This is a genomic window from Pseudoalteromonas sp. Xi13 (assembly GCF_003952205.1).
GTDB classification, from domain to species: Bacteria; Pseudomonadota; Gammaproteobacteria; order Enterobacterales; family Alteromonadaceae; genus Pseudoalteromonas; species Pseudoalteromonas atlantica.
The window spans coordinates 136,822-162,616 of the sequence record NZ_CP034440.1 but is presented as its reverse complement, the minus strand read 5'-3'; the positions used below and the strand labels follow the sequence as shown (position 1 = coordinate 162,616).

Annotated in this window: 20 protein-coding genes; 8 read left to right on the top strand and 12 right to left on the bottom strand. The window is 40.8% G+C overall.

The features are described 5' to 3' along the window. Window positions 1-102: 102 nt before the first annotated feature. The 5 genes from betA to EJ103_RS17205 form a co-directional block, all read right to left on the bottom strand. Window positions 103-1,770: a choline dehydrogenase gene (betA, locus tag EJ103_RS17225; protein WP_126008951.1), complete on the bottom strand. Its 1,668-nt coding sequence runs from the start codon at window positions 1,768-1,770 to the stop codon at window positions 103-105. 10 nt (window positions 1,771-1,780) lie between these two features. Beyond that, window positions 1,781-3,244 carry a betaine-aldehyde dehydrogenase gene (betB, locus tag EJ103_RS17220; protein ID WP_126008949.1) on the bottom strand — a complete coding sequence of 488 codons (1,464 nt, stop codon included), beginning with the start codon at window positions 3,242-3,244 and terminating at the stop codon, window positions 1,781-1,783. A 1-nt stretch (window position 3,245) separates the two neighbouring features. After that, a complete protein-coding gene (gene betI / locus EJ103_RS17215; protein WP_126009696.1) occupies window positions 3,246-3,821 on the bottom strand; it encodes a transcriptional regulator BetI in 576 nt (191 codons plus the stop codon). Between the two features lie 414 nt (window positions 3,822-4,235). Continuing rightward, entirely contained in the window at window positions 4,236-4,541 is a 306-nt protein-coding gene (locus EJ103_RS17210) for a hypothetical protein (protein WP_004586449.1), read from the bottom strand. Beyond that, a complete protein-coding gene (locus EJ103_RS17205) occupies window positions 4,541-4,798 on the bottom strand; it encodes a DUF3081 family protein (RefSeq protein WP_029774464.1) in 258 nt (85 codons plus the stop codon). The genes EJ103_RS17210 and EJ103_RS17205 overlap by 1 nt, the downstream gene beginning before the upstream one ends. A 146-nt stretch (window positions 4,799-4,944) precedes the next feature. On the opposite strand from EJ103_RS17205, the gene EJ103_RS17200 reads away from it, so the two are divergent. Continuing rightward, window positions 4,945-6,225: a flavohemoglobin expression-modulating QEGLA motif protein gene (locus EJ103_RS17200; protein WP_054981898.1), complete on the top strand. Its 1,281-nt coding sequence runs from the start codon at window positions 4,945-4,947 to the stop codon at window positions 6,223-6,225. A gap of 160 nt (window positions 6,226-6,385) precedes the next feature. Here EJ103_RS17200 and EJ103_RS17195 read toward each other — a convergent pair whose 3' ends face one another. The 6 genes from EJ103_RS17195 to EJ103_RS17170 all read right to left on the bottom strand — a co-directional run bounded on the left by EJ103_RS17195 (window position 6,386) and on the right by EJ103_RS17170 (window position 13,404). After that, window positions 6,386-7,609 carry a type III PLP-dependent enzyme gene (locus tag EJ103_RS17195; protein ID WP_126008947.1) on the bottom strand — a complete coding sequence of 408 codons (1,224 nt, stop codon included), beginning with the start codon at window positions 7,607-7,609 and terminating at the stop codon, window positions 6,386-6,388. 293 nt (window positions 7,610-7,902) lie between these two features. Beyond that, window positions 7,903-8,757: a transporter substrate-binding domain-containing protein gene (locus EJ103_RS17190; protein WP_126008945.1), complete on the bottom strand. Its 855-nt coding sequence runs from the start codon at window positions 8,755-8,757 to the stop codon at window positions 7,903-7,905. A 56-nt stretch (window positions 8,758-8,813) separates the two neighbouring features. Beyond that, complete coding sequence (locus EJ103_RS17185) at window positions 8,814-9,617, bottom strand: DUF1338 domain-containing protein (protein ID WP_029774468.1); 804 nt, start codon at window positions 9,615-9,617, stop codon at window positions 8,814-8,816. Window positions 9,618-9,644: 27 nt separating this feature from the next. After that, window positions 9,645-11,111, bottom strand: coding sequence for a succinylglutamate-semialdehyde dehydrogenase (astD, locus tag EJ103_RS17180; protein WP_126008943.1), 1,467 nt, complete (start codon window positions 11,109-11,111; stop codon window positions 9,645-9,647). 7 nt (window positions 11,112-11,118) lie between these two features. Further along, complete coding sequence (gene astA / locus EJ103_RS17175; protein WP_024031782.1) at window positions 11,119-12,153, bottom strand: arginine N-succinyltransferase; 1,035 nt, start codon at window positions 12,151-12,153, stop codon at window positions 11,119-11,121. Between the two features lie 45 nt (window positions 12,154-12,198). Beyond that, complete coding sequence (locus tag EJ103_RS17170) at window positions 12,199-13,404, bottom strand: aspartate aminotransferase family protein (RefSeq protein WP_126008941.1); 1,206 nt, start codon at window positions 13,402-13,404, stop codon at window positions 12,199-12,201. A 182-nt stretch (window positions 13,405-13,586) separates the two neighbouring features. Here EJ103_RS17170 and EJ103_RS17165 point away from each other — a divergent pair, with 182 nt between their 5' ends. Both EJ103_RS17165 and EJ103_RS17160 read left to right on the top strand, forming a co-directional pair. Beyond that, the gene (locus EJ103_RS17165) at window positions 13,587-14,015 is read left to right on the top strand and encodes an Lrp/AsnC family transcriptional regulator (RefSeq protein ID WP_004586440.1); all 429 of its coding nucleotides are present in this window, start codon (window positions 13,587-13,589) and stop codon (window positions 14,013-14,015) included. 128 nt (window positions 14,016-14,143) lie between these two features. Continuing rightward, window positions 14,144-15,316: a transporter substrate-binding domain-containing protein gene (locus EJ103_RS17160; protein WP_126008939.1), complete on the top strand. Its 1,173-nt coding sequence runs from the start codon at window positions 14,144-14,146 to the stop codon at window positions 15,314-15,316. A 64-nt stretch (window positions 15,317-15,380) separates the two neighbouring features. Here the strand turns inward: EJ103_RS17160 and EJ103_RS17155 are convergent, their stop codons facing one another. Continuing rightward, a complete protein-coding gene (locus EJ103_RS17155; protein WP_126008937.1) occupies window positions 15,381-16,313 on the bottom strand; it encodes a hypothetical protein in 933 nt (310 codons plus the stop codon). Between the two features lie 373 nt (window positions 16,314-16,686). Here EJ103_RS17155 and EJ103_RS17150 point away from each other — a divergent pair, with 373 nt between their 5' ends. From EJ103_RS17150 to EJ103_RS17130, 5 genes are read left to right on the top strand one after another with little or no spacing between them, the layout of a single operon-like run. Continuing rightward, entirely contained in the window at window positions 16,687-16,989 is a 303-nt protein-coding gene (locus EJ103_RS17150) for an isoamylase early set domain-containing protein (protein ID WP_004586437.1), read from the top strand. Window positions 16,990-16,998: 9 nt separating this feature from the next. Beyond that, window positions 16,999-18,996 (top strand): 4-alpha-glucanotransferase, encoded by a 1,998-nt coding sequence (malQ, locus tag EJ103_RS17145; protein ID WP_126008935.1) that lies wholly within the window; start codon window positions 16,999-17,001, stop codon window positions 18,994-18,996. Further along, window positions 18,989-21,208: a 1,4-alpha-glucan branching protein GlgB gene (gene glgB / locus EJ103_RS17140; protein ID WP_126008933.1), complete on the top strand. Its 2,220-nt coding sequence runs from the start codon at window positions 18,989-18,991 to the stop codon at window positions 21,206-21,208. Before malQ ends, glgB begins: the two co-directional genes overlap by 8 nt. After that, window positions 21,201-23,264: a glycogen debranching protein GlgX gene (gene glgX / locus EJ103_RS17135; protein ID WP_126008931.1), complete on the top strand. Its 2,064-nt coding sequence runs from the start codon at window positions 21,201-21,203 to the stop codon at window positions 23,262-23,264. Before glgB ends, glgX begins: the two co-directional genes overlap by 8 nt. Next, window positions 23,257-25,794 carry a glycogen/starch/alpha-glucan phosphorylase gene (locus EJ103_RS17130; protein WP_126008929.1) on the top strand — a complete coding sequence of 846 codons (2,538 nt, stop codon included), beginning with the start codon at window positions 23,257-23,259 and terminating at the stop codon, window positions 25,792-25,794. The genes glgX and EJ103_RS17130 overlap by 8 nt, the downstream gene beginning before the upstream one ends. Window position 25,795 lies beyond the last annotated feature (1 nt).

Here is a 25,795-nt window from a genome sequence, read left to right as displayed (position 1 = left end):
TTTTTGTTTTATTGCTTGCATAAACACCGCGTAACCAATTTACGCCGTGAGCCACTGCAAGTTGAACGTGCCCTTCATAGTGTTAGGCACGTTATGGCTTAATTAAATCTCGCTATTACGTTGCGTTGTTTGCCAATTACTGCTCATGGCAACGTCCACAGATGCTTGCGGTAACGGTGTTTTACCTAAAATTAGATCCGCTGCTTTTTCTGCAACCATAATTGTAGGGGCATTTAAGTTACCATTTGGCACCGTTGGGAAGATTGACGAGTCAACAACACGCAGCCCTTCAATACCGTGAACCTGGGTATTAGAATTAACCACGGCCATGTCATCTTCGCCCATTTTGCAAGAACAAGACGGGTGATAGGCACTTTCTACTGCTTGGCGTACAAAGGCATCTATTTCTTCGTCGGTTTGAATGTGCTTACCTGGTTGAATTTCTTCATCGCGGTAGTCATCAAATGCACTTTGCTCAATAATGTCGCGAGTTAGGCGCACACACGCTCTAAAGCCTTCAATATCGTCTTTATGCTGTAAGTAGTTAAATAAAATTTTTGGCGGTTGCTCAGGATTAGCTGATTGAATAGTCACACTACCACGGCTTTTAGGTTTGTTATGACCTACATGCACCTGAAAACCATGACCCGCAAATGCACTGCGCCCGTCGTAGCGCATCGCCGCTGGTAAAAAGTGGTACTGAATATCTGGCCACTCAACGTCAGGTTTTGAGCGAATAAACGCACATGACTCAAAGTGATTGGTTGCACCTAAGCCTTTTCGGGTCAGCAGCCATTTAGCGCCAATTAAGCCTTTTGAAATAAGACCTAATTTACCGTTTAAGGTAATAGGTTGTTTACACTTGTACTGAAAGTAAAACTCAAGATGATCTTGTAAGTTTTGACCTACGCCTGGTAAGTGATGCTTTACCTCAACACCGGCTTCTTCAAGTATGGCTTTATCGCCAATACCCGAAAGCTGTAAAATATGGGGTGAGCCAATTGGACCTGCACTTAATACAACGTCTTTAGTAGCATGCGCCGTTTTAAGAGTGCCATTTACTGTGTACTCAATGCCTGTGGCTTTTTTGCCTTCTAAAATCACTTTTTGTGCTAAAGCACCTGTAATAACTGTTAGGTTATTGCGTGATTTTACTGGGTCTAAATACTCGCGCGAGGCCGAACTGCGCACACCGTCTTTAACAGTCATGTGCATCGGGCCAAAGCCTTCTTGCTGAGCTGCGTTGTAGTCGTCTGTGTGTGCATACCCTGCTTCTACACCTGCTTTAATAAAGGTGGTGTAAAGCGGGTTTTGCATTTCGTTACCGTTATTAACGCCAAGCGGGCCTGTGCCACCACGGTGCGCATTTTCACCTAAATAAAAGCTTTCTGCTTTTTTAAAGTAAGGTAAGCACGACTGATAATCCCAGCCGTTAGCACCGTGTTGCTGCCACTCGTCAAAATCTTTCGCGTGGCCACGTACATATACCATGCCATTAATTGATGATGAACCGCCTAACACTTTACCGCGTGGGCAGTGCATTTCTCGGTTATCTAAATACGGCTCTGGCTGAGTGTGAAATTGCCATGCGTATTTATCTGTATTCATAGGAATAGAGAGCGCCGTTGGCATTTTTATAAATATACTTTTATCGCTACCACCGGTTTCTAGCAATAGCACTTTATTGTTTGTATCTTCAGATAAGCGATTTGCAAGTACACAACCTGCAGAACCGGCGCCAACAATAATATAGTCGTAAGTGTTACTCATAGTTGCCACCTTAAAAAGGACTTTCTATGTCGGTCATGCCCACATAAATAGACTTAGTTTGCGTATAATGATCAAGCGTTTCTATGCCATTTTCACGGCCAATACCTGATTGCTTGTAACCACCAACAGGCATTTCAGCAGGTGAATTACCGTAAGCATTAATCCAACAAATACCGGCTTCTAATTGGTGAATAACACGGTGCGCACGTTTAATATCGCTAGTAAATACGCCTGCAGCTAAGCCAAGGTGTGTACCATTTGCACGGGCGATAACATCGTCTTCGTCTTCAAAAACAAGCACGCTCATAACTGGGCCAAAAATTTCTTCTTTAACAATAGTCATTTCATCGTTGCAATCGGTAAATACCGTAGGTGCTACAAAGTAGCCATTAGGCGCTGATGCAGGAGAAAGAGTTGTACCGCCAGTAAGTAGGGTTGCACCTTCGGCCAAGCCACTTTCTATGTAGCTCATTACTAATTCTTGATGCTTTTTAGAAATTAATGCCCCAAAGTTAGTATTTAAATCTTGTGGGTCGCCGGCAATAATATTTTGCTCAGTACGTGTTTTAAGCTCATCAATAAATTGTTGATATACATTTTTATGAACATAAATACGGGTACAGTTAGTACAAATTTCGCCTTGCGTATAAAAGTTACCTAGCATAGCAGCACTGACTGCCTGCTCAATATTGGCATCTTCAAACACTAATAAAGGTGATTTACCACCTAATTCCATTGTTACGTCTTTTAATGTACCGGCAGCGCTTGCCACTACTTTTTTACCTGTGCCTACTTCACCAGTGAACGACACTTTGTCTATTTCACTGTGAGAGGTTAACCACTGACCTACATCACCTGCACCTTGCACAACGTTAAATACACCGGCAGGTACGCCTGCTTCAACAAAAACTTCAGCTAGTTTAATAGCACCTAAAGGGGTTTCTTCAGAAGGTTTAAAAATAAACGCATTACCTGCGGCTAGGGCAGGGCCCGATTTCCAACATGCAATTTGCAGCGGGTAGTTCCATGCACCAATACCAGCACAAATGCCTAGTGGCTCTTTGCGGGTATAGTAAAAGTCTTCGCCAACCATTTGCTGCTGGCCAACTTGCGCTGGTGCTAGGCCTGCAAAGTATTCAATTACATCTGCGCCTGTTTCTATATCAACGCAGTTAGCTTCTTGCATTGGTTTACCTGTATCAAGCACTTCAACTAAGGCAAGCTCGTCATTACGCTCACGCAATAAAGCAACCGCTTTTAATAAAATACGGCTACGTTCTATTGGACTCATTTTTGACCATTGAGCAAAGCCTTGTTTTGCACTTTCGATAGCCGCGTTTTGAATAAATTCGTCGGCAACTTCTACCGAGTAAATAACTTCATCTGTGGCTGGGTTTTTTACATCAAAAGTTTCACCACTTTGGTTTGCAAGGAAGTGGCCGTTAATAAAGTTTTGATAGACAGGTGTAGTCACGCTAGGCTCCATATTGCTTGATGAGTGAATGTACATAGCTTTTTGCTAATGTTTCACTGTGTTTAAATTGGTTTTCGTCAGATTGACTTAATACTGCTCTTAACCATAGGCCATCAATCATGGCGGCGCTAAGTTCTGCAGCTTGCTTTGCTTGCTTTACGGGCATTAGTTGCTTAAAAGAAAATGCTAAATTACTTTGCAAGCGATTACTGTTTACATTTTGCAGCCTGTGCAGTTCTTGATCGTGCATTGACTGCGCCCAAAAACTTAACCACGTACGTGTGGTGTCGTTGCGCTGTTGAACAAGTGCAAAGTTGGCCTCAACAATAAACATCAAACGCTCAATTGCGCTGGTGGTTGGCTCAACTTTTTCAAGTAATTCATTTTTTAAATTCGATAACAAATACCTAACGGTTGCCTCTATTAACCCCTGCTTGCCACCAAAGTAATGGCTAATAATGCCAGATGATAAACCCGCATTTTTACTGATGGTGTTAATAGTTGTTCCTTGCAAACCGCGCTGTGCAACTGACTCAATGGTCGCGTCAATTAGCTGCTGACGCCTGACAGGTTCCATTCCGACTTTAGGCATAATTTTTATTAATTGAACGTTCAATAAAGATAAGCTTAATGTAATAGCTCTAACAATTCAAGGCGCAAGTAAACAACCAGATACCAAGATGTAGATGGATTATTAATAAAAACGGGTTAATTTGTAGTAGTGCTGCTTGCAGGCCTTTATTAATAAAGTTGATTATATTCAGTGGGTTATATGTTGATTTTTAAATGGTAAAAATAGTAAGGATTTGTTTACGGGGTATGAGTAATAAAAAAGATAAATATTCGTTAGAATGGTAATAGTTAGAGTACGAAGGGTATTTCAAATAAGCAAACGAAACCATTTTACATGTTTAATTAGTGTACTAATTAAAAAAGTAGCAGTATGTAATGGCTATAAGAGGAGGCGTTAAGGTTAAAAAAGGCGTGCAAATTAGGCGCTATTAATAACGCCTTTAAATAATAGCGGGTAGCGTCTAAGGCGATTACCTATGTAATCATCGGCTAAGATTTGTTGGCATATAAAATTAACATCGTTACTGGCCTCAAACACCCAGTCAAAGCGTTCAATAGCCAGCAAAAAACCGCGTTTAAGGTGAGTCTGTTCGCGGTATTCATTTAGGTTTCGACGGATTATCTCCAGCTTTTCTGGGTGCGCTTGCAGCTCAGTAATTACCTGGTTTATAAACGTGGTGGTTTGCTTGTTTGTGGTGCGTTTACGAATGCGTCTTGGCTGCATTATTCCTCATTAGCAATGTTGTATAGTTTTTTTAAAAAGTCGTCTTTATGTTTGTCATGCTCATAATCTAAGTGATAAGCATTATGAAACCCAAAGCGCAATAATACGCCGCTACCTTCTAAGTAAATAGTGTAGCCGTCAATGTCAGAGTAAGCTGTAACACCTTGATAATGTTTACCAATATTATTTTGTTTACCGCGCTGCTGAATACGTTCGTACACAGAGAGGATCTGCTTGTTATCGAGTTCGTTTTTCATCATTAACCCTTTATTGTTTAAAGCTATTACGTTTTATATATGAGGGTCGATCACCGTAAAAACAATGCCTAAAAAGCGCTAAAATAATCTTGCTATTAACTGGTTTTACCTTATGCTCAAGCCTCATTTTTTGTTGAGCTTACACCATGATAGACAAGGCTTTACTCCTTAAAACTCGCGAACTGTCAGAGCAATTAATTGCTTTACAAACACCCATTAGAATACTCGATGCCATTAACTGGGATAAACAAATCAAAGAGACGTTTTTCAGGCAAAAGTGCCAAAAAAATCCGCTAATCGATAGCGCCTATTACCAGCAACGAGATTTAGGATTTGTCCCCAGCGAATTACGCCAAGCGTTTTCTAACTTGCATCGCAATATTATTAACCAGTTAGGTCAGCTAAATCCTATTTCTCAATACATGGGTAAAATGTGTAGTGAGTATAAAACGGTGCTCAGTATGCTTGAGTATAGAGGAACGCCTGAGTTTCATGATTTGTCGGTAGAGCTTTTTGGTCACCCAAAGGATTTATTTCATGCGGGTGAACCTTCACTGTTCGAACTTGCCAATATGCTAGAAAAACCACTGCAAAACTTATTAATAGCCGATATTTTGCCAGATGATCCTAAAAATATTAATGCAAGTGATGCAGTGCGTATTTTATCTGAGCAAGTAAATAGCAGTATGGCGGGTATTAATGTAGAGGTTATGCTCAGCGATGGGATTGTCAGTGATGCTGCTGCAGGTGCAAATAACATTAAGCTAAATCAAGATGTTAAATTCTCACAGCGTGAGCTCGATATTTTAGAAGTGCACGAAGGGTGGATACACGTAGGTACAACGCAAAACGGGCTAGCTCAGCCTTATCTAACCTGTTTAAGTAAAGGGACGCCAAGCTCAACAGTGACTCAAGAAGGCTTAGCTGTTTTAACCGAAATAATTACCCTTAAATCAACGCCTAGGCGTTTATCAAAGTTAGTAAATCGTATTCAAGCAGTTACTAAAGTGATTGATGGCGCAGAGTTTGTTGATATATACCGTGACTACTTAGCGCAAGGGCTTTCAAAAGATGAAAGCTATACGTTAGCACAACGTGTATTTAGAGGCAGCACGGCAACAGGCTTACCTTTTACTAAGGATATTGCTTACATTAAAGGATTTGTGCTGGTATATAACTTAATTCGTGTTGCTATACAGCTTGGGCGCATTGATCAGCTGCCATTATTGTTGGTCGGAAAAATATCGATTGATGATTTTAGACTTATATCGCAATTACATAGTTTAGGTGTAATAGAAAGTCCAAAATTTGTACCACCACATTTTAAAGATTTACGAGGTTTAGCAACGTGGCTAAGCTTTGGCAGATTTATAGGCGACTTATCGTTTGAACAGTTAGAAAACGACTATAAACCATTATTTTTGTAATAAGTAGCGCAGGTTGCTTTTATTAGAGCCTGCTCTGTTGAGCAAAAAGGTAAACAAGCCCCAGTTATTTAATGCAATAAAAAAAACGCAGTTGGAATGAGCAACTGCGTTGAAATGTATAGGTACAAGCCAGCGTACCTATAGCGAGGAACTTATTTTCTTAACCTGTTAATACTTGGCTGTGCATTTGCTCGTTTAATACAACGACCTCAGCACGTTTAAAAAAGTTAAAGTCGGTTGCTGTAGCAAGTGTGTAGGCACCCATCATACGGCTAATAATTAAATCGCCATTGTTTAGTTTTGGCAGCATAATTGAATCACTTATTACATCTATACTGTCGCATGTTGGGCCTGCAAGTACCGACTCAAAACGCTCGCTATCTTGTTTTGCACTATCGATAGGGTAGGCTGCTTCATCAAACATTAAACCGCTAAAAGAGCCATAAACGCCATCATCTAAGTAGTACCATGTTTTACCTTCGCGCGTGGCTTGTCCCATTACAGAGGCAACACTGGTTACACTACTTGCTACAATAAAACGGCCAGGTTCAGCAATAATTTGCATTGTTTCCGGTAATTGTGCCAACGCGATATTAATAGGCGCACAAAATACATCAATTGGTAGCACATCTGCGCTGTACGGCACAGGAAACCCACCACCAATATCGAGCGTACTAAGTGCTGGTAAGCCTAACTCAGCCACCTGTTTAACCACTTTTGCAGATGCATTTATCGCTTCAACGTATTTAGTTGGGTTAGGTGATTGCGAGCCAACATGAAACGATAACCCTTTAATACGAATACCAAGTTGCTGGGCAAGGCTAATAATGTCGATTGCCGCCTCTGGGCTGCAGCCAAACTTTTTAGATAAGTCAGCAAATGCATCTTTATTACGAAAGCTTAAACGCACTAAAATTTCGGCTTGATCTTTATAGGCAATAAATTTTTCAAGCTCGTTAATGTTATCCACCACAAACACTGTACAGCCGTAGGCAAGTGCGTCGCGAATGTCACTGTCGCGCTTTATTGGGTGCGTGTGAATCGTACGCTCGCTTGGTACGCCTTGGCTTGCTACTAAGTCAACTTCGCCACTGGTTGCTAAATCAAAGCTTGCGCCTTCATCTAACAAAGTGCGCACGACAGCAGCATGCGGTAAAGGCTTTAAAGCAAAATGTAACACAACGCCAGGCAGTGCATGTTTAAGTGCACGGTATTGACGACGTATAGCGTCGCAGTCAAGCACCATTAGAGGTGCGCCAAATTGTGAAGCAAGTTGTTCAATGTGGGCAATACTCGGTTGCGCGCAATCAATTGCTTGATTTGCAGCAACCGCTGCTGCAGGTACTTTAGTTACGGTGTCTTGTTGTTGTTTTGAAAAAGCCATTTTATTTTCCGAGTCAATTAAGCAACTGCTCGGGTATGGTGTATCCACGAGTCAGTTGAGTGAGATCAATAGTGCAAACGCACAGTCAAATTCACTCTTGGATAGTTGCTCTATCGCCTTGCTACAAACGGGGTTTGTAATGTACTCGGATTGGCTATCATCAAGAAGCGGCGAGATAATAATGTAGGTTTTTATTTAGCGCAATAAAAATTTTAAATAAATTTAAAATAATTTATTTGTTATTAAAATCAGTGGCTTATGTTGATTTGTGGAGTTTGTCTTGACGATTGATTTTACTCATCAGAGGTTAAGTATACGTGCTCTGATGAGTAAGCAAGCATCATAGCGCTAGATGTATCAGCACTATAGGCTTGTTGTAAACTTTTTTGTAAGCGGTCGTAAATTTCGGGGGTGTTCATTAAAATATTAATGGTTTTTATTACTTTTTCGCCAAGCTCTGACTTACTACATGCAAAGTAGCCATTAACAAATTCTGGAAATTCAGCTATTTCACGGCTATCTATTTGTGTTAGTTGCTCACTGGTGAGTGCACCGAGTACGTTAACCTCGTAATCGACAATCATGTCTATTCTATTATGGATGAGAAGTTGAGGCAGTTGAGCGCTGGTATCTTCTGAGCTTATTGCTGCAATTTGCTCATTATACTTTGTTAAAACAGGCTCAAGTTTTTGGTAACTCGTTCCTGAGTCTACGGCAAGGGTAAAATCTTTTTCTAGTAGTTGAGCAACAGAGACTCGTTCAGGAAAGTTTTGTAAGGTGCGTTTAAATGCGTATATTTTTCGTTGCTCGTAAATAGTAGTTGGTATACTTGAGAACAAAATATGTTTTTCACGCTCGGGCGTTTTTATTATATCGTAGCTGCATACTGCTTCATTACCCATAAGTCGCTTGATTAAACGAGCTTGGTTGGTCCACTGCAATTTAGTATTAATTGTATGATTGAGCAGGCTTTCGAACGTTTTATCTGAGTTTAAAAAGCCATCAGTAGACGCATTCGCTCTAGAGAGTAATGTAAGTGGTTCATTTGCATGGCTCAATGATGATATAAGCAGTACATGCAAGATAATCAAAAATTTAGTAAATACAGGCATAAAACTTAGTGTAAATGTTCTAAATATTTTTGTCATAAAAAAAAGCCCAAACGGGCTTTTTTTAAGTTAAAACATTAAGGCATGTTTTATTTTTAACGCGCGTTAGTGCTTTCAAAGATTTTATCAGCAGAGGCTGCAACAAAACCCGTGTAAAGCTCGCCATCGGCTTTAGGGTATCTAATGGCAAACTCATAAAAACAGCTAGGGATCCGCAGGTCACCGTCGCTGAAGGTGACAGCGTAATCATCTGCAAGGGTTGATGATTGCTCTAATAACACCTCTGGTGAGCCTTTTACTTCGCCGCCTGATGTATTTAGGGCAAAGCCTGCGTCTTTAAGTGCTTGGTTAACATCCTGAATATTATCAAACTTAGCAAGCATATTAATATTTACAGTAAAGTGGTTTGCACGATAGCCCCATGCCGACATCCACGCTGCGTACTCACTTTCAGCAAGTAACTGCTTGTATGTGTCGCTACTTACTTGCCAATGGGTACCTGAGTATAAAAAGTTATCGGCAGTTACTGCGTTTTCATCTATTTGCTCTACCATATCTGTCACAATGGCTTGTAACTCGGGTGAACACTTTTCAACTAATAGCTCAGAAATAAATACTTTAGGTTGTTTAGGGTCGCTATGCTCGTAGTGTTTAGCATAGAGCTTTTTAGCTTCAAAGTGGTATTCACCACACTCTGTATAACCAAGTGCTAAAAAGTGCGCGGCTAGTTTTTCAAGGCCTACTTTTTCAATATTAAAGGTACGCAGCGCAATATGGTCGTTAATAATGTCATCTTTTTGCGTTGAGCCTAACAGATCATGAATTTTATCTGCCGAGGGGGTAACGGCTAAATAGTTATCCCATAGGTTTTCAAATAATGTATTTACGTTAGTGTGCATGTTAAATCCTTAAATTGGGTTATTCACTTATTCAATTACTAAGCCTGGCGCTAAAGTTTGTGGCAGGTTTACCTTATCGGCCTCAACTGATGCTACAGGGTAGGCACAATAATCAGCGGCATAATACGCACTTGCTCTGTGGTTACCACTTGCGCCTATGCCACCAAACGGTGCTGCACTAGAGGCACCCGTAATAGGGCGGTTCCAATTGACAATGCCGGCACGAATGCGCTTTAAAAAGTGGCTATAATCATCTTCGTTATCGCCAAGTAAGCCTGCTGATAAACCAAAGCTGGTGTTATTGGCCTCTGCTATTGCGCTGTCAAAGTCGTTGTAGCGATACACTTTAATGAGCGGGCCAAAGTGTTCTTCATCGGCCATGTTGGTAATGTTAGTTACATCAATAATACCTGGGCTTACAAACCCAGTGCCTGCTTTTAGCTGCTTAAGCTCAACAAGTATTTCGCCACCACTTGCAACTAATTCATTTTGCGCTGCAACCATGCCTAAGGCGGCTTTTTCGCTGATCATGGCGCCCATAAATGGTTGATCGCTTGCAAAGCTGTCATCAACAACAATGTTTTTAGTTGCGCTAATCAGTTTTTCTAAAATAGCATCGCCATTGAGCGATTTTTCAATAAACACGCGGCGTGCACAAGTACAGCGCTGGCCAGAAGTAATAAAGCCCGATTGAATAATATCGTGCACTGCAGCGCTTACATCGGCTACGTCTTTAACTATCAATGGGTTATTACCGCCCATTTCAAGCGCTAATATTTTACCTGGGTGGCCTGCAAACTGTTTATGTAATAAATGACCTGTGTTTGAGCTGCCGGTAAAAAATAAACCGTCTATGTTTTGATGCGAAGCAAGTGCTTTACCTGTTTCTACTTCACCTTGCACAAGATTAATCACACCTGCTGGTAAGCCTGCTTTTAACCAAAGTGATAAAGTAAATTCAGCAACGTGAGGGGTTAGTTCAGACGGTTTAAATACCACGGTGTTACCCGCTAAAATAGCCGGTACAATATGGCCATTAGGTAAATGCCCAGGAAAGTTATACGGGCCAAATATAGCCACAACGCCGTGTGGTTTATGGCGTATAAAGGCTTTTGCACCCGGCATTGGGTTTTCAGTGGTGCCGGTACGCTCGTTGTACGCTTTAATCGAAATGGCCACTTTACCTGTCATAGCGCCTACTTCTGTGCGTGTTTCCCAAAGAGGCTTGCCGGTTTCGCGCGCTATAATGGCTGCAAATTCTTCGCTGTGCTCTTTTAATTGTGCTACAAAGTTTTCAAGTATGGTTATACGCGACTCAATTGGCGTATCTGCCCATTGTACTTGTGCGGCTCTAGCTGCACTGATTGCAGCATCTACTTGATCAGCTGTTGCGCCATTACCTTGCCATACAACTTCGCCGTTACTTGGATTAACAGAGCTAAAAGCGGGGCCTTGGCCTGAATGCCATTGGTTATTTATAAGGTGTGTGTTCATATTTGTTTTACAGGCGGAAAAAACGCGCTGCATCTCCTTGGGATAAATTAAGGGCATCAGCCACTTCTTGGCTTATTACTAATGTGTGTTTAGCGTGGTTATAATGGGCGTGCTGGGTAAAGGTTGCTCTAAACCCACTTACACCTTGATTGCAAACGGCTAAAGTATCTGAGCTGTGCTGGCTAATATGTTCCAACTCGCCAATAGTAATAGGGCATACTTGAGATTCACGAATACTGCGAATATTACCAAGCTTGGCTTCTACCGTTGGGCCTGCATCAAACAAATCCACGTAGCCACGGTGCTCAAAGCCTTCTTTTTCGAGCAGTTTAAGTGCGGGTTTAGTTTTTTCATGCACGTTGCCAATCACTGCTTGGGCTTTTTTACTGAGTAAGTTTACGTAAATAGGGTATTTAGGCATTAACTCACTAATAAACACTTTATCGCCAAGCCCCACTAAATGATCGGCCTTGGGAAACTCAATACTAAAAAAGTGCTCTTGCAGCCACTGCCAAAACGGTGAATGACCATCTTCGTCGCTTACACCGCGCATTTCAGCAATCACGGTATCGGCAAAGCGTTCGCTGTGCTGCGCCATAAATAAAAAGCGTGAGCGTGATAAAAAGCGCCCGGTTAAGCCTTTACGGCTGTTTTCGCGCAAAAACAAAGTACATATTTCAGAGCATCCGGTGTAATCGTTACACATGCTTAAAATATCAACGGTGTTATAAACATTAAGTGTAGGCGAGTGGTGTACTGTTTTACCTAAATGGTAATGATAAAGCGGCACCGATAAGCCAACAGCGGCTTCTATGGCGGTTGTGCCAATAACCTCACCTGTTTCACTGTCTTCTAAAACAAATAGGTAGCTTTCATCTAACGGCTGATTGATATTTTTAGCAAAGCTTTTCTCGGCGCGGTCTATTTTGTCTTTTAATAGCTGGTCGTCCACCGGAAGTGAGGTAAACCCATGGCCCGATTCAATCGCAATTTGCTTAAGTGCAGCAAAGTCTTCAGTGGTAATAGGACGTAATACTTGCATTTATTACTTGCTCCAACAGCGCGCCCTAAGGCGCGCTTAATTAAATTAGCCGTTTACTACGTCGCTTACTGCTTTTTCAAAGCGTGCTAGGCCTTCTTTAATATCTTCAAATGGAATAACTAAAGAAGGGGTAAAACGAATAACATTCACGCCTGCAACAAGGTTCATTAAACCATTGTTAGCACTGGCAACTAAAAAGTCACGTGCGCGGCCTTCAAATTTTTCGTTTAATACCGCACCAATAAGTAAACCTTTACCACGTACTTCGCTAAATACGTTGTATTTTTCGTTAATTGCATTTAAGCCATCGCGAAATAGTTGTTCACGCTCTTTAACGCCGTTGAGTACATCCGGTGTGTTTACGGTGTCAAATGCAGCTTCTGCTACTGCACAAGCTAGTGGGTTACCACCGTACGTAGAGCCATGCGTACCTACTTTTAAGTGCTCTGCTATATGAGTACGAGTGATCATAGCGCCAATAGGAAAACCACCGCCTAAAGCTTTAGCCGTAGTTAAAATATCGGGCACTACACCTAAACCTTCGTAAGCGTATAAATCGCCAGTGCGGCCAACGCCTGTTTGTACTTCATCAAAAATTAGCAGTGCATTGTGCTTAGTACATAACTCGCGTACTTTTTTAGCAAATTCATCTGTTGGTGAAATAATGCCGCCTTCACCTTGTAGTGGCTCCATCATTACGGCACATGTTTTATCGCTAATAAGTGCTTCAAATGCTGCAATGTCGTTGTAATCACAATGCATAATGTCGCCAGGTTTAGGGCCAAAGCCATCAGAGTAAGCAGCTTGCCCGCCCACCGTCACAGTAAAAAATGTACGGCCGTGAAAACCTTTGTTAAACGCAATGATTTGTGATTTATCTTCGCCGTGTTCGTCAAGTGCAAAACGACGAGCAAGCTTAAGAGCCGCTTCGTTGGCTTCTGCGCCTGAGTTTGCAAAATACACTTTATCCGCAAATGTCGCTTCAACCATTTTTTGTGCTAAACGCAGGGCTGGCTCATTAGTCATCACATTTGATAAGTGCCAAATTTTCTCGCCTTGCTGTTTTAAAGCAGATACAAGCGCTGGGTGACAGTGGCCTAAACAATTAACAGCAATACCGCCTGCAAAATCAATAAACTCATTGTTATTTTGATCCCACACACGTGAGCCTTCGCCGCGCACTGGAATAACTGCCGACGGATTGTAGTTTGGCACCATTACATCGTTAAATAAGTCTCTTGTTACTTGCATTATGTACACCTAAAAATTGTGAATATTGAATAAAGATTAGCAAAATAAAAACGTTAGCGTTTTCTCAGCTAGGTAATTTTTGTTATTAAGCACTATTATCGAAGGTTGCAGGTTAAATTTGCAGTGCTATTTTGTGAAAAATGATTACAATAAAAGTCAAAATAACGAAATTAATAAGCAATATGATAACTCCACAAGACGAAAAGCTACTTTCAATTTTAAAAACCAATGCAAGAGCCAGTATTTCTGACTTGGCACGCATGCTTAATTTATCGCGCTCTACCGTGCAAAGTCGTATGTTGAAACTTGAAGAAACAGGGGTTATAAAAGGCTATAGCGTAGATTACGGTGAAGACTATTTGACCAGTATGGTCTCGGCTCATGTATCTATAAAGGTGATGCAAAAACTCACCACTAAAACCAATTTAGAACTTAAACAGATTGATGCTATTTCCCAGCTTTATGCCATTAGTGGGGAGTTTGATTTAATTGCTGTAGTGCAAGCGCAAAACTTAGAAAAGCTAAGCCATTTACTTGATGATATAGGTAATTTAGATGGGGTAGAGCGCACAACATCGTCAGTGATTTTAGAAACAAAATTTAAGCGTTAAAGTTAAGTGTTATGAAAGCGAAAGGTTACCTATTGATTTAACTTAATATTTAATTTTATCGAAGTTAGATATTTTGGCAAAGCCTTACTATACTAATTGTAATTAACACAATTATTTAGCAATGGATTATGCCCACAACGTTATTTTTTGCACTTTTAACTTTAACTGAACCCTTAAAATTTGGTACCAATGTATCGCTTACAACACCAGATAATGCGGTTAACCAAGTGCAATGCATTTTACACAATATGGACATGCCATTTGAGTTGCAATCGTTACCTTGGCTGAGGGCTCGTCGCGAGGTAAAACAAGGTAGGTTGGATGGGTATTTTACAACGCATTTAACCTCTGAGATGAGCCAGTATGGTAAGTTGTCGTCACCTATTTACCTAGAAAATTGGTACTGGTTTACTCATCCCGATAGCGTTAATAAAGACCCGAAAAAATTACGTTATGGCGTGGTCCATGGCAGTTATCAGGCTAATTGGTTTAAAACGCAAAATATTACCTCGTTAGTTGAAGTAAACTCGCTAGAAGAAATAGTAAACGTACTTCACCATCATAGAGTAGACAAAGTATTACTTGATTTAGATGACTTTAATAATGCTGCCGATCACTTAGGTATTGATGCTTCTTCCTACCCGCGCTCATTTTATCGTTATGTGCCTTTAGGTGTTTTTGCTGCTAATAAGCTTATTAATTCGCACCCTTCTTTTTTAGAAAAATTCGACGAAACGATTCCTCAATGTGCCCCTGCACCGTTTTATTTATCACAGGGTGAACAAGTACAAATACTAAATACGTTATTAGAGCCAATAAAGGCGTTAATTTCACAGCCAATAATTACCGATGCCGCGGCGCAAAGTAACCATATAAAGCTGAAAAACAAAGCGCTTAGAATCGCTGACGAGCATTGGATAAAAGAAGTCAAAACACATCAACATGATTTAGCTAAAAATATGTTACTTACTGATGCTTCATTATATTTAAAACAATGGCAAAGGCAGTTCAAAGGCATAATTACCGAAATTATAGTGACAGATAAGCAAGGTAAAAATGTGGCTATAAGCAAAATCACTAGTGATTATTGGCAAGGGGATGAGAATAAATTTAGCCTCGTATACCAGCAGTCTTTAGCGTATCGCTTTGACAGTGTTGAATATGATGCCTCAACACATCATTTTCAGGTGCAATTAAGTCTACCGATAAAAAATGCCAAGGGCGATCATATTGGCGTTATTATTTTGGGAGTTGATGTAGAAAAAGCGCTGCACTCACTTAATAACAACGCATTAAATTAATAGCGTGTGCAGCGTCTTATTAAAGCCCGCGTGTATAGCAAAATTTTGTGTAAATATTGTATAGCTATTTATTTACAGCAGCCTTTGGCGCTTGTCTGATAACGGTTTTTTGTGCTTCGTTTAATTTAATAACGTAAGCATTTCCTCCTACCAGCCCTTTGAATTCTTCATCGGTAAAAATAAGCGTATTATCATCATAAAAGGTGATCGCTTCTTTTTGCGTAACAATACCTAAATCGATTCGATACACATCACCAGAAAAAAACTTGTCGCCTTTAAAATTTTCGAACAGCCAAATACTTGTAGAATCAAGTAACACAAGTTTAGTCCTGTCAGGGCTAAGAGCAGCGGATGTGATCCAACAGAGTTTTTCTAGAGTTGTGCATGTTTTAAATGAATCAATTAACTGAGCATCAAAATTGGCTGCATGATCGCCCACTTTATAAACATTGGTTATGCCATCGAAAGGTTCTGTTCTATTTTTGGTAAATAAATATAAATGGCGTTTGTACTCTACAAAGGCCTCTAAATCAAAGTTGCGTTTGTTAGGGGTAATGGGAGTGCCATCCATTTCAGGATAGGTAAACTTAATAATTTCGGCTTCGGTGGTCTCTGTTTTTATATCTATTGGGTTTTCTATTTTATAGATAGTTAACCACTTTCTATCGTTTTTATTATTGCCAAAATCACCTAAGAAAAAATGACCAAATTTATTTTGCGTCATGTCTTCCCAGTCTATATTTTTAGCATTCGTAACAAGGATTTCTTTTTCAATAGCGCCATCTTCGCCCAGGCGATAAAGTTTTGGGTCGTCACCGCCATCATTAATCGCCCACAAACGCTTTTTTTTATCAAACTCAATGCCTGAAATTTCTTTTAATTTAGGGTCTACTGATAATTGCTTTTTACTATAAAGGGTATGTATAGAAAGGCTTACAAAGGAGGCAAGTGCAATAAATACAATTACCGTAGTAAATAAAATGCTTTTTTTCAACATGAAATTTTTGGTATTTCAGAGACGTAAGATGCTGTGTATTATTACTTAAGCACACTGATAACGAAAGAATTTTATAGGTTAGTGTGAACCTTTATACGATTTTTTGCTCAATATATTAATAATGAAAAATGATTAAGTTGGTTTAATACTTGCTGTACATTAGTTTGTCATTAATAAGCGAAAATTTTTATCGTAATCGCACCTTATATGTGCAGCTAAAAACTTTTTTGCACTGTAATAATGCGTAAATAAAAATTTGTTTAAATTACCCGCGTTTAATGATGTTTAAATGCACCCCACATCGCCCTTTAAAGTGTTGTATCGGCCCTGTGGCAAAGATTAAGTACCCATTTTGGTTTAGTTGGAGCCTACTATGTTGAATAAACGTTTTTTCAAAACAAAAAATGAAGCTGAAGTTACCTTTGAGTTTACCCACCCTGATGCAGAGCAAGTAAGTTTACTTGGTGAATTTACCGATTGGCAGCCTGTGCCTATGAAGCTTAATAAAAAAGAAGGGGTATTTAAATGTAAGCAACGCTTGCCAGTTGATCAGCAGTTTCATTTTCGTTACTTAATTAATGGTGATATTTGGGATAACGACCACCAAGCAGATGACTACCTACCTAATACATTTGGCACAGAAAATAGCATAGTGAACACTCAACGCATAAATTAAGGCGAGTAAATGGACGCACTTTCGCAGTTGTTTTATCTGCACGGTATCGGTTATGAGTTTACTAAATACACGGGCGAGCAGGTTATATTTAGCGAAGACACGCGCAAACGTGCCTTACAATGTTGTGGTGTAAATACCGAAGATGAACACCAAATAGCACAGCTTAATTATCAATTAGATGTTGCGCCTTGGTTAGAGTTAGCACCCGATACCAGCTTAGTGAATTTAACTGATAACCTTTTTTATATTCGCATAGATGAGCGTCAACGTGATTTACCTGTTGCGATAACGTTGCCAAAGTTAAACGTAACCTATGAGCGTGCTAACTTACATAATTTGGCTATTACGGGCGATTACTATGTACATGGCGTGCGTTATATTGAAGTAGCAGTGCCTTTAGGGGCTATTCCGGTAGGTTATCATCAGGCGCTGGTTAGTGTAGGGGAGCAAAGCAAAGAGATTCAATTGTGGGCCGCCCCAGAAAAAGTTTTTCAAGTAGATGATACTAAGCGCACTGGGCTTTCGCTGCAGTTGTACACAGTTAAAAACAAAGCAGGCCTAGGTGTAGGGGATTTTAATGATTTACTAGAGCTATGTGACTTATGTGCACAGCAGCACATGGACTACATATTACTCAACCCGTTACATTTGCTGTTTGCACAGCAAAGTGAGCGAGCCAGCCCCTATAGCCCTAATAGCCGTGCGTTATTAAATCCTTTGTACATTTGTGTTGAACTATCAGCTGATGCTAAAAACAATCCACAATTAGATGCTTTGTTACACAGTGATGAGGTAAAAGCGCTTTTTAACAGCAATGAACAGTTTATAAATTATGAAAAAGTAAGCGCAGTTAAATATACATTATTTAAAGCGCTATTTAGTCATTTTGAAGCACATGCCAGTGCTTTACGACGCGATGAGTTTGCACAGTTTTGCAAACAAAACGCCCAGACCCTAACTACGCTGAATTCAGCCAATCCTACCTTTGATTACTACTTACAATGGCAGGCTAAATTACAATTAAGCCATTGTCAGCAGCACTGTTTAAATAAAGGCATGGCAATAGGTTTAATTAATGACCTTGCTGTTGGCTGTGCAGGTGATGGCGTTGAGTATCAATCTCAGCAATCACTTTTTAGTGATAATGCCAATGTTGGCGCGCCGCCAGACCCTTGGGCACAAGCGGGGCAAAATTGGGGGCTGCCTGCGCTTAACCCGCAACAATTAAAAAATGATCACTTTGCCTTTTATCGCTCACTTATTAGCGCAAACATGCAAGGCGTTGGCGGTTTGCGCATTGATCACGTTATGGCACTAAGGCGCTTATGGTGGTGCTTTGAAAGTAACCATACACAAGATGGCTGTTATGTTTATTACCCTTTTGAGCACTTATTGGCTATTTTAAAAATAGAGTCTCACCTTAATCAGTGCATAGTAATAGGTGAAGACTTAGGCATAGTCCCGCCCGAGGTAAAACACGCACTTGCAGTAAGTGGTATTTATTCAAATAGCTTATTTTATTTTGAAAAACAACATGATGGCGAGTTTTTACCGTTACAAGAATTACCTAAGCATTGTTTAATTATGATAGCGAATCATGACGTACCGCCATTTTGCGGCTGGTGGCAAACAGATGATTTAGATATTAAACGCCAGTATCAGCTTATTGATGATCAGCAGTACCAACAGCAATTGCACGAACGACAACAAGAAAAACAACGATTACTGCGTTTTATACGGTTACATAGCGCAGAGCAACTTAGCGAAACTAGCGATGCTATGTGCGTTTACGGTGAACTTGCCAAAGCACTTGCACACAGTGAGACCCGTTTATTTGCACTTCAGCTTGATGATTTAGATAAACAAACGTATCCGGTGAATATACCCGGTACTAATACCGAATACCCAAATTGGCGCCGTGTTTTAACTCATTCAAGCAACGCTATTTTTAAAAATAATGCCAGTACTTTGGCTGCAGTTAATTCAATAAGGAAAGGATATGAGTAGTACCGCACCAAAGGATTCATTACAGACCCATTACGACGCACAGGTAACTGCACTTCAAGGCGGCAGATTTAAAGACCCTTTTAGTTTTTTAGGGGCACATGCTTATAAAAATGGCTATGAAATACGCGTGTATTTACCCGCGGCTAAAAATGTAAATATTATTATTAATGATAAAAAAGTTATTGCTAAGCGTTATAACAGTAGCGATTTATTTATTGCAACAAGCAACGAAATGCCAACGCAGCCTTATAAGTGTAACGTTGAATATGCAAACTCAGCATTATGTTTTTACGATGAATATAGCTTTGCAAGCAGCCTAGATACGGATGCAATGTATTTATTTAACGAAGGCAGTTTAGAGCATGCATATAAACATTTAGGCGCACACTTTATTAATCAACAAGGGGTTGATGGAGTGCGTTTTTGTGTGTGGGCGCCAAATGCAGCCAGTGTATCTGTTATTGGCGAATTTAACCTTTGGCAAGCTAATCGTCATTATATGCGCTTTCATCCTGCGTGTGGTGTATGGGAGCTTTTTATCGCAGGGCTTCAGCCCGATACCTGTTATAAATTTTCTATTGTGACACAGCAAGGCGATGTGCTTGAAAAAGCAGATCCGTTTGCCTTTAAAATGCAGCAAGCTCCAGGTACCGCCAGTGTATTACAACAGCAAGCAACGGCTATTTCGCTCAGTGATAGCGAGCTTAAAAATCGTCAAAAGCGTAACCATATAGACGCGCCCATAAGTATTTACGAAGTGCACTTAGGGTCATGGCAAAGGGCTGAAGAAAACCGCTATTTAAGCTATAGCGAACTTGCCGACAAACTGGTTAATTACACGCTTGAAATGGGCTTTACGCATATTCAATTAATGCCAATAAGTGAATACCCGTTTGATGGCTCTTGGGGTTACCAGCCGGTGGGTTTATTTGCACCAACTAGTCGCTTTGGTGATTACAGCAGTTTTAAATACTTTGTTCAGCAGTGCCACAAAGCAAACTTAGGCGTGCTACTTGATTGGGTGCCTGGGCATTTTCCTAGTGATCCGCATGGTTTACACCACTTTGACGGCACGCATTTATTTGAACATGCCGATATTCGACAGGGCTTTCATCCTGATTGGAATACCTATATTTATAATTACGACCGCCCAGAGGTTAAAAGCTTTTTAATCTCTAATGCGATGTATTGGCTAGAGCAATTTAGCCTTGATGGACTGCGCGTAGATGCGGTGGCTTCAATGCTTTATTTAGATTACAGCCGCAAAGAAGGTGAATGGATTGCCAATTGTTATGGTGGGCGAGAAAACCTAGGCGCTATTGAGTGCTTAAAGCAGGTGAATTTGCGTAGTTATAAAAATAATCAGGGCATTATGATGGTGGCTGAAGAGTCGACCGCGTGGCCGGGAGTCACTCAAAGTGTTGATCACAATGGCTTAGGTTTTGGCTACAAATGGAATATGGGGTGGATGAACGATAGCCTTCATTACATGCAACATGACCCGCTTTATAGGCAGCATCATCATCACGAAATGACGTTTTCTATGGTGTACGCATTTAGCGAAAATTACATTTTACCGCTAAGTCATGACGAAGTTGTACATGGAAAAGGCTCATTAATTGAAAAAATGCCCGGTGATGATTGGCAAAAATTTGCCAATTTACGTGCGTATTACGCTTTTATGTGGGCGCACCCCGGTAAAAAACTGTTGTTTATGGGCGGCGAAATAGCACAGCGAAAAGAGTGGGATCACAATCATTCTATTGATTGGCATTTGCTAGAGCATAAAAGCCACCGTGGTATACAAAACACTGTACAAGCGCTTAATACTGTTTATAAAAAGTCGCCTGCACTGTATGAACTCGACTCAAGCCCTGCGGGTTTTGAATGGATAGATAACAACAATAACGAGCAAAGTATATTTAGTTTTGTACGTTATGCTAAAAATGCCCACGACTTTATTGTAGTAGTAGCAAACTTTACACCTGTTTCTTATCAAGAGTATGAAATTGGGGTACCCGCAGCGGGTAAATATAAGGTTATTTTAAACACCGATGATGACGCTTTTTTTGGCTCAGGTATTAAAGTAACAGCAAACAAAAACGCCACGGTTAGTAGCGTTAAGGCAAGCGCCCATGGCTTTTCGCATAGCATTAAAATTGCAATGGGCGGGTTAACGACTATTTATTTACAAAAGGTTGAAGATGAGTAATCGATTTGAGGTTTCACATGGGCAACCACAGCCACTTGGTGCATCTATTAGCAGTGGCGGCGTTAACTTTAGCTTGTACGCACCTAAAGCAACACAAGCTTATGTGTGCTTATTTGATAAAAGTGGGCACTCTGAAATATTAAAAGTAACCATGCATATCAACGAAGGCGGTATATGGACAGCCCATGTCGCGCCCTTAGCCGAAGGCGCGTTATATGGGTATCGCGTAGAAGGGGAGTACAGTCCTGAAAAAGGTCTGCTGTTTAACGAGCACAAATTGCTGATTGACCCTTATGCAAAAGATTTATTTGGCGAATTTACATGGAGTGAGCGCCACTATGGGCAAATGCCTATTGGCACGAAAAGCACCGTTAATAATGCCATTGATATACCTAAATCACGGGTCATTAATAGCCAGCCTTATAAACATAAAAAGCCAAACCATAGCTGGTCTAATACCGTTATTTATGAGTGCCATGTAAAAGGCGCCACGTGCCGACACCCTAATATTCCTAAAAATTTGCAAGGCAAGTTTTTAGGCTTAAGCCACCCTAGCTTTATTGAGCATTTGCATAATTTAGGGGTTACCGCGCTAGAGCTGCTCCCTGTACATGCTTTTATAAGTGAGCAGTTTTTAACAGCAAAAGGGCTGCAAAATTATTGGGGCTACAACACACTCAACTTTTTTACTCCGCATAAAGATTATTTAGTTGATGATGACATTAACGAATTTAAGCGCATGGTTAGCGAGCTTCATAAAGCGGATATAGAGGTTATTTTAGATGTGGTTTATAACCACACCGCAGAAGCGGGCGCCGATGGGCCGATTTTATCGCTCAGAGGGCTAGATAACCTAGCTTATTACCGGACGGTGGCTGATAAGCCTCAGGTGTATATAAACGATACTGGCTGCGGTAACACCATTAATATTGATCATCCTAAAACCTTAAAGCTGGTACTTGATAGCTTACGTTATTGGGTGCAAGTAATGGGAGTAGACGGATTTAGGTTTGATTTAGCCACCATTTTAGGCCGAAATGCCCATGGTTTTAATAGCGCCCATGCATTTTTTCAAGCCATTGAGCAAGACCCTGTATTGAGCCGTGTAAAGCTTATTAGTGAGCCCTGGGATATAGGACCTGGTGGCTATCAACTGGGGGCTTTTGCTGCACCTTGGCGAGAGTGGAATGACCAATACCGAGATGTAATACGCCGATTTTGGCAAAGCGAAGAAGGCGTTATTGCAAATGTAGCAAAGCGTATTCATGGCTCATTTGATATTTTTGAGCACAGCCAGCGCGGGCCGCTAAACAGTATTAATTTTATTACCAGCCATGATGGTTTTACGCTTGCCGATTTAGTGAGTTATGAGCACAAACATAACGAAGCGAATGGCGAGCAAAATCGCGATGGCCACAGCGCTAATCATTCCACCAATTGTGGTGTTGAAGGATTTACTAATGATGCCAAAATTATTGCCCTGAGGCTGCAGCAACAAAAGAACTTTTTACTTACGCTAATACTCTCAAAAGGGGTGCCTATGATTGCCTCAGGCAGTGAGATGGGACACTCGCAAGGGGGCAATAATAATGCGTATTGTCAAAATAACCGCACCAGTTGGTTGGCATGGAAAGACTCGCAGCTAAATCATTCACTAACCCGATTTATTGACGATGCACTAAAAATAAGGCGTGGTCACAGTGCGTTTAAACACAGCGTGTTTTCAGAAGATATAGACGAGCGCTTTACAGTTAAATGGTTTACCGAGCAGGGCGTAAAAATGACTAACGAGCATTGGCACGAGCCACAGCGCCAGTTTTTAATGTATAGCTTGTTAGATAAGCAAAATAAATACGCCTTATTAATCATTCTAAATGCGAGTAAAAAAACAGTTTTTTGTAAGTTACCCCCATCGCCTATCGCGGCGCAATGGGAGATGGTTTTATCAAGTGTACATAACGCATCGCTAAGCAGTAAAGAGGATGCAATAGTCGAAATTTCAGCACAAAGCAGCTGGGTTTTTAGTGCAAATTTAGAGGACGATGGTCATGTCTAAGCAAGACGAAAATGTGTGTGTGGTAAAAGGGTGGCAAGAAGGCCCTGTAATTGATGAAAGCACTTTAAAAGATGATTTAACTCGGCACTTTTATTACAGTTTAGGGCGTGACAAAGTGGGTGAGTCGCAACTGTATTTATATCATGCGCTTGCGCTGACAATCAGAGATCGGCTTGTTGCACGTTGCAGAGAAACCAAACAACAAATCAAGCAAGAAAAACGCCGTAAAACAGCTTACCTATCGCTAGAATTTTTAATGGGTAGAGCACTTGGTAATGCTATTTTAAACCTCGACTTAGACGAACAAGTCTCCAGTGCACTGCAAGAATATTGCACCACAATTGAAACCGTAGCCCAGGCCGAGCACGATGCAGGGCTAGGTAATGGTGGCCTTGGGCGTTTAGCTGCCTGCTTTTTAGATAGTTGTGCAAGCCTTGCGCTTCCCGTGGTTGGTTACGGTATTCGCTACGAATACGGTATGTTTAACCAATCATTAAAAAATGGCCACCAAGTTGAACAACCCGATAACTGGCTTCGTGAGGGGCACCCGTGGGACCTTGCCGCGCCTGAGCAATCACAACGAGTGAAGTTTTTTGGGCACGTACAAAGTTATACCGACAAACATGGGCGCGAACACCGTCAATGGGTTGGTTGTCACGACGTATTAGCTGTGCCATATGATGTGCCTATTCCTGGTTATAAAAACGACATTGTTAATACGCTAAGGCTATGGAAATCAGAAGCGACCGACGAATTTAACTTAACCGAGTTTAATGCGGGGAGTTATTCAGAAGCGGTAGCGCAAAAAAACCTAGCAGAACAAATCACAATGGTGCTTTACCCAAATGACAGCAGTGAAAATGGTAAAGAGCTTAGATTACGCCAACAGTACTTTTTATCATCAGCGAGTATTCAAGATATTGTATCGCAATGGGTTGAACAATACGGCGAAGACTTTAGTGACTTTGCTGCACATCATGTATTTCAATTAAACGATACGCACCCAAGTATTGCCGTGGCAGAGTTAATGCGCATTTTGGTTGATGACTACGAGCTTGATTGGGATAACGCGTGGGAAATTACAACCAGCACAATGGCTTACACTAACCACACGCTATTGCCAGAGGCTTTAGAAAAATGGTCGGTGCCGCTTTTTGCAAAACTATTGCCGCGAATTTTAGAAATTATTTATGAAATAAACGCCCGCTTTTTAGCGCAAGTGGCACAGCATTGGCCAGGCGATGCAAGTAAACAGCGCGCGCTTTCGTTAATTGAAGAAGGCGACGTGCCGCAAATACGCATGGCTTATTTAGCGATTGTGGGTAGCTATTCGGTAAATGGTGTGGCCGCACTACATACCCAACTTTTAAAAGAAGGGCTATTTAAAACCTTTTACGAGCTTTGGCCTAACAAGTTTAATAATAAAACCAACGGGGTTACGCCAAGGCGTTGGTTAGCACACTGCAACCCGGCCTTGAGTCATTTAATTACAGAAAAAATTGGCTCAAAATGGGTTAGCGATTTTGCAGATATAAGCCAATTACGCCGCTACTTCGACGACACCGCGTTTCATCAGCAATGGCAAAATGTTAAACGCGAAAACAAACAACGTCTCGTCGATTTAGTGAAAGAGCGCTGTGGTGTTGATTTTGATGTAGAGATGATGTTTGACGTACAAGTTAAACGTATTCACGAATACAAACGCCAGTTATTAAATGTACTTCATGTTATTCATTTATATGACCGTATACGCCGAGGCGATACAACAAACTTAGTACCACGTTGTGTGCTTTTAGGGGGTAAAGCCGCCCCTGGTTATTACATGGCTAAAAAAATAATTAAGCTAATTAATAATGTAGCTGAGGTTATTAATAAAGACCCACTTGCAGCTCCTTATTTACGAGTTGCGTTTTTGCCAAATTATAATGTAACCGCAATGGAAACTATTTGCCCTGCAACCGATTTATCAGAGCAAGTATCGACCGCAGGTAAAGAAGCATCAGGCACTGGTAACATGAAGTTTATGATGAATGGTGCGCTTACTATTGGCACGTTAGATGGGGCGAATATTGAAATTAGAGACGCTGTTGGCGCTGATAACTTCTTTTTGTTTGGTGCGCAGGCTCATCAAATTGATGATATTAAATCGCGATATAACCCTTCTCATTTAATAGAGCAAAACAGCGACCTAAGCCATGTAATGCAGTTACTCGAAAGCGGGCAATTTAACCTGTTTGAGCCTAATTTATTTGACGACATTATTAATGCTATTAAAAGCCCTCACGATCCGTGGTTGGTTGCACATGACTTTGAAAGCTATGTGGCAGCGCAAAAGCAGGTAGAGGCTGCGTATCAAGACCAAACGCATTGGACGCGAATGAGTATTTTAAATACGGCCGCAAGTGGCATATTTTCAAGCGATAGAACCATAAGCCAATACAGTGAAGATATTTGGCACCTAACCCCCCTAACTATTAGTGAAACAGACTTACACGCAACTACGAGCCATGCCACTAAGAGCACAGACTAAA

What these genes read in the sequence shown, in the direction of transcription:
- EJ103_RS17170 (WP_126008941.1), bottom strand. Translation starts at nt 13,404, where the DNA reads ATGCAAGTAACAAGAGACTTATTTAACGATGTAATGGTGCCAAACTAC.
- betI (WP_126009696.1), bottom strand. Translation starts at nt 3,821, where the DNA reads ATGGAACCTGTCAGGCGTCAGCAGCTAATTGACGCGACCATTGAGTCA.
- EJ103_RS17190 (WP_126008945.1), bottom strand. Translation starts at nt 8,757, where the DNA reads ATGACAAAAATATTTAGAACATTTACACTAAGTTTTATGCCTGTATTT.
- EJ103_RS17165 (WP_004586440.1), top strand. Translation starts at nt 13,587, where the DNA reads ATGATAACTCCACAAGACGAAAAGCTACTTTCAATTTTAAAAACCAAT.
- astA (WP_024031782.1), bottom strand. Translation starts at nt 12,153, where the DNA reads ATGCAAGTATTACGTCCTATTACCACTGAAGACTTTGCTGCACTTAAG.
- EJ103_RS17160 (WP_126008939.1), top strand. Translation starts at nt 14,144, where the DNA reads ATGCCCACAACGTTATTTTTTGCACTTTTAACTTTAACTGAACCCTTA.
- EJ103_RS17130 (WP_126008929.1), top strand. Translation starts at nt 23,257, where the DNA reads ATGTCTAAGCAAGACGAAAATGTGTGTGTGGTAAAAGGGTGGCAAGAA.
- EJ103_RS17195 (WP_126008947.1), bottom strand. Translation starts at nt 7,609, where the DNA reads ATGGCTTTTTCAAAACAACAACAAGACACCGTAACTAAAGTACCTGCA.
- EJ103_RS17155 (WP_126008937.1), bottom strand. Translation starts at nt 16,313, where the DNA reads ATGTTGAAAAAAAGCATTTTATTTACTACGGTAATTGTATTTATTGCA.
- betA (WP_126008951.1), bottom strand. Translation starts at nt 1,770, where the DNA reads ATGAGTAACACTTACGACTATATTATTGTTGGCGCCGGTTCTGCAGGT.
- EJ103_RS17210 (WP_004586449.1), bottom strand. Translation starts at nt 4,541, where the DNA reads ATGCAGCCAAGACGCATTCGTAAACGCACCACAAACAAGCAAACCACC.
- EJ103_RS17150 (WP_004586437.1), top strand. Translation starts at nt 16,687, where the DNA reads ATGTTGAATAAACGTTTTTTCAAAACAAAAAATGAAGCTGAAGTTACC.
- EJ103_RS17185 (WP_029774468.1), bottom strand. Translation starts at nt 9,617, where the DNA reads ATGCACACTAACGTAAATACATTATTTGAAAACCTATGGGATAACTAT.
- astD (WP_126008943.1), bottom strand. Translation starts at nt 11,111, where the DNA reads ATGAACACACACCTTATAAATAACCAATGGCATTCAGGCCAAGGCCCC.
- glgB (WP_126008933.1), top strand. Translation starts at nt 18,989, where the DNA reads ATGAGTAGTACCGCACCAAAGGATTCATTACAGACCCATTACGACGCA.
- EJ103_RS17200 (WP_054981898.1), top strand. Translation starts at nt 4,945, where the DNA reads ATGATAGACAAGGCTTTACTCCTTAAAACTCGCGAACTGTCAGAGCAA.
- malQ (WP_126008935.1), top strand. Translation starts at nt 16,999, where the DNA reads ATGGACGCACTTTCGCAGTTGTTTTATCTGCACGGTATCGGTTATGAG.
- glgX (WP_126008931.1), top strand. Translation starts at nt 21,201, where the DNA reads ATGAGTAATCGATTTGAGGTTTCACATGGGCAACCACAGCCACTTGGT.
- EJ103_RS17205 (WP_029774464.1), bottom strand. Translation starts at nt 4,798, where the DNA reads ATGAAAAACGAACTCGATAACAAGCAGATCCTCTCTGTGTACGAACGT.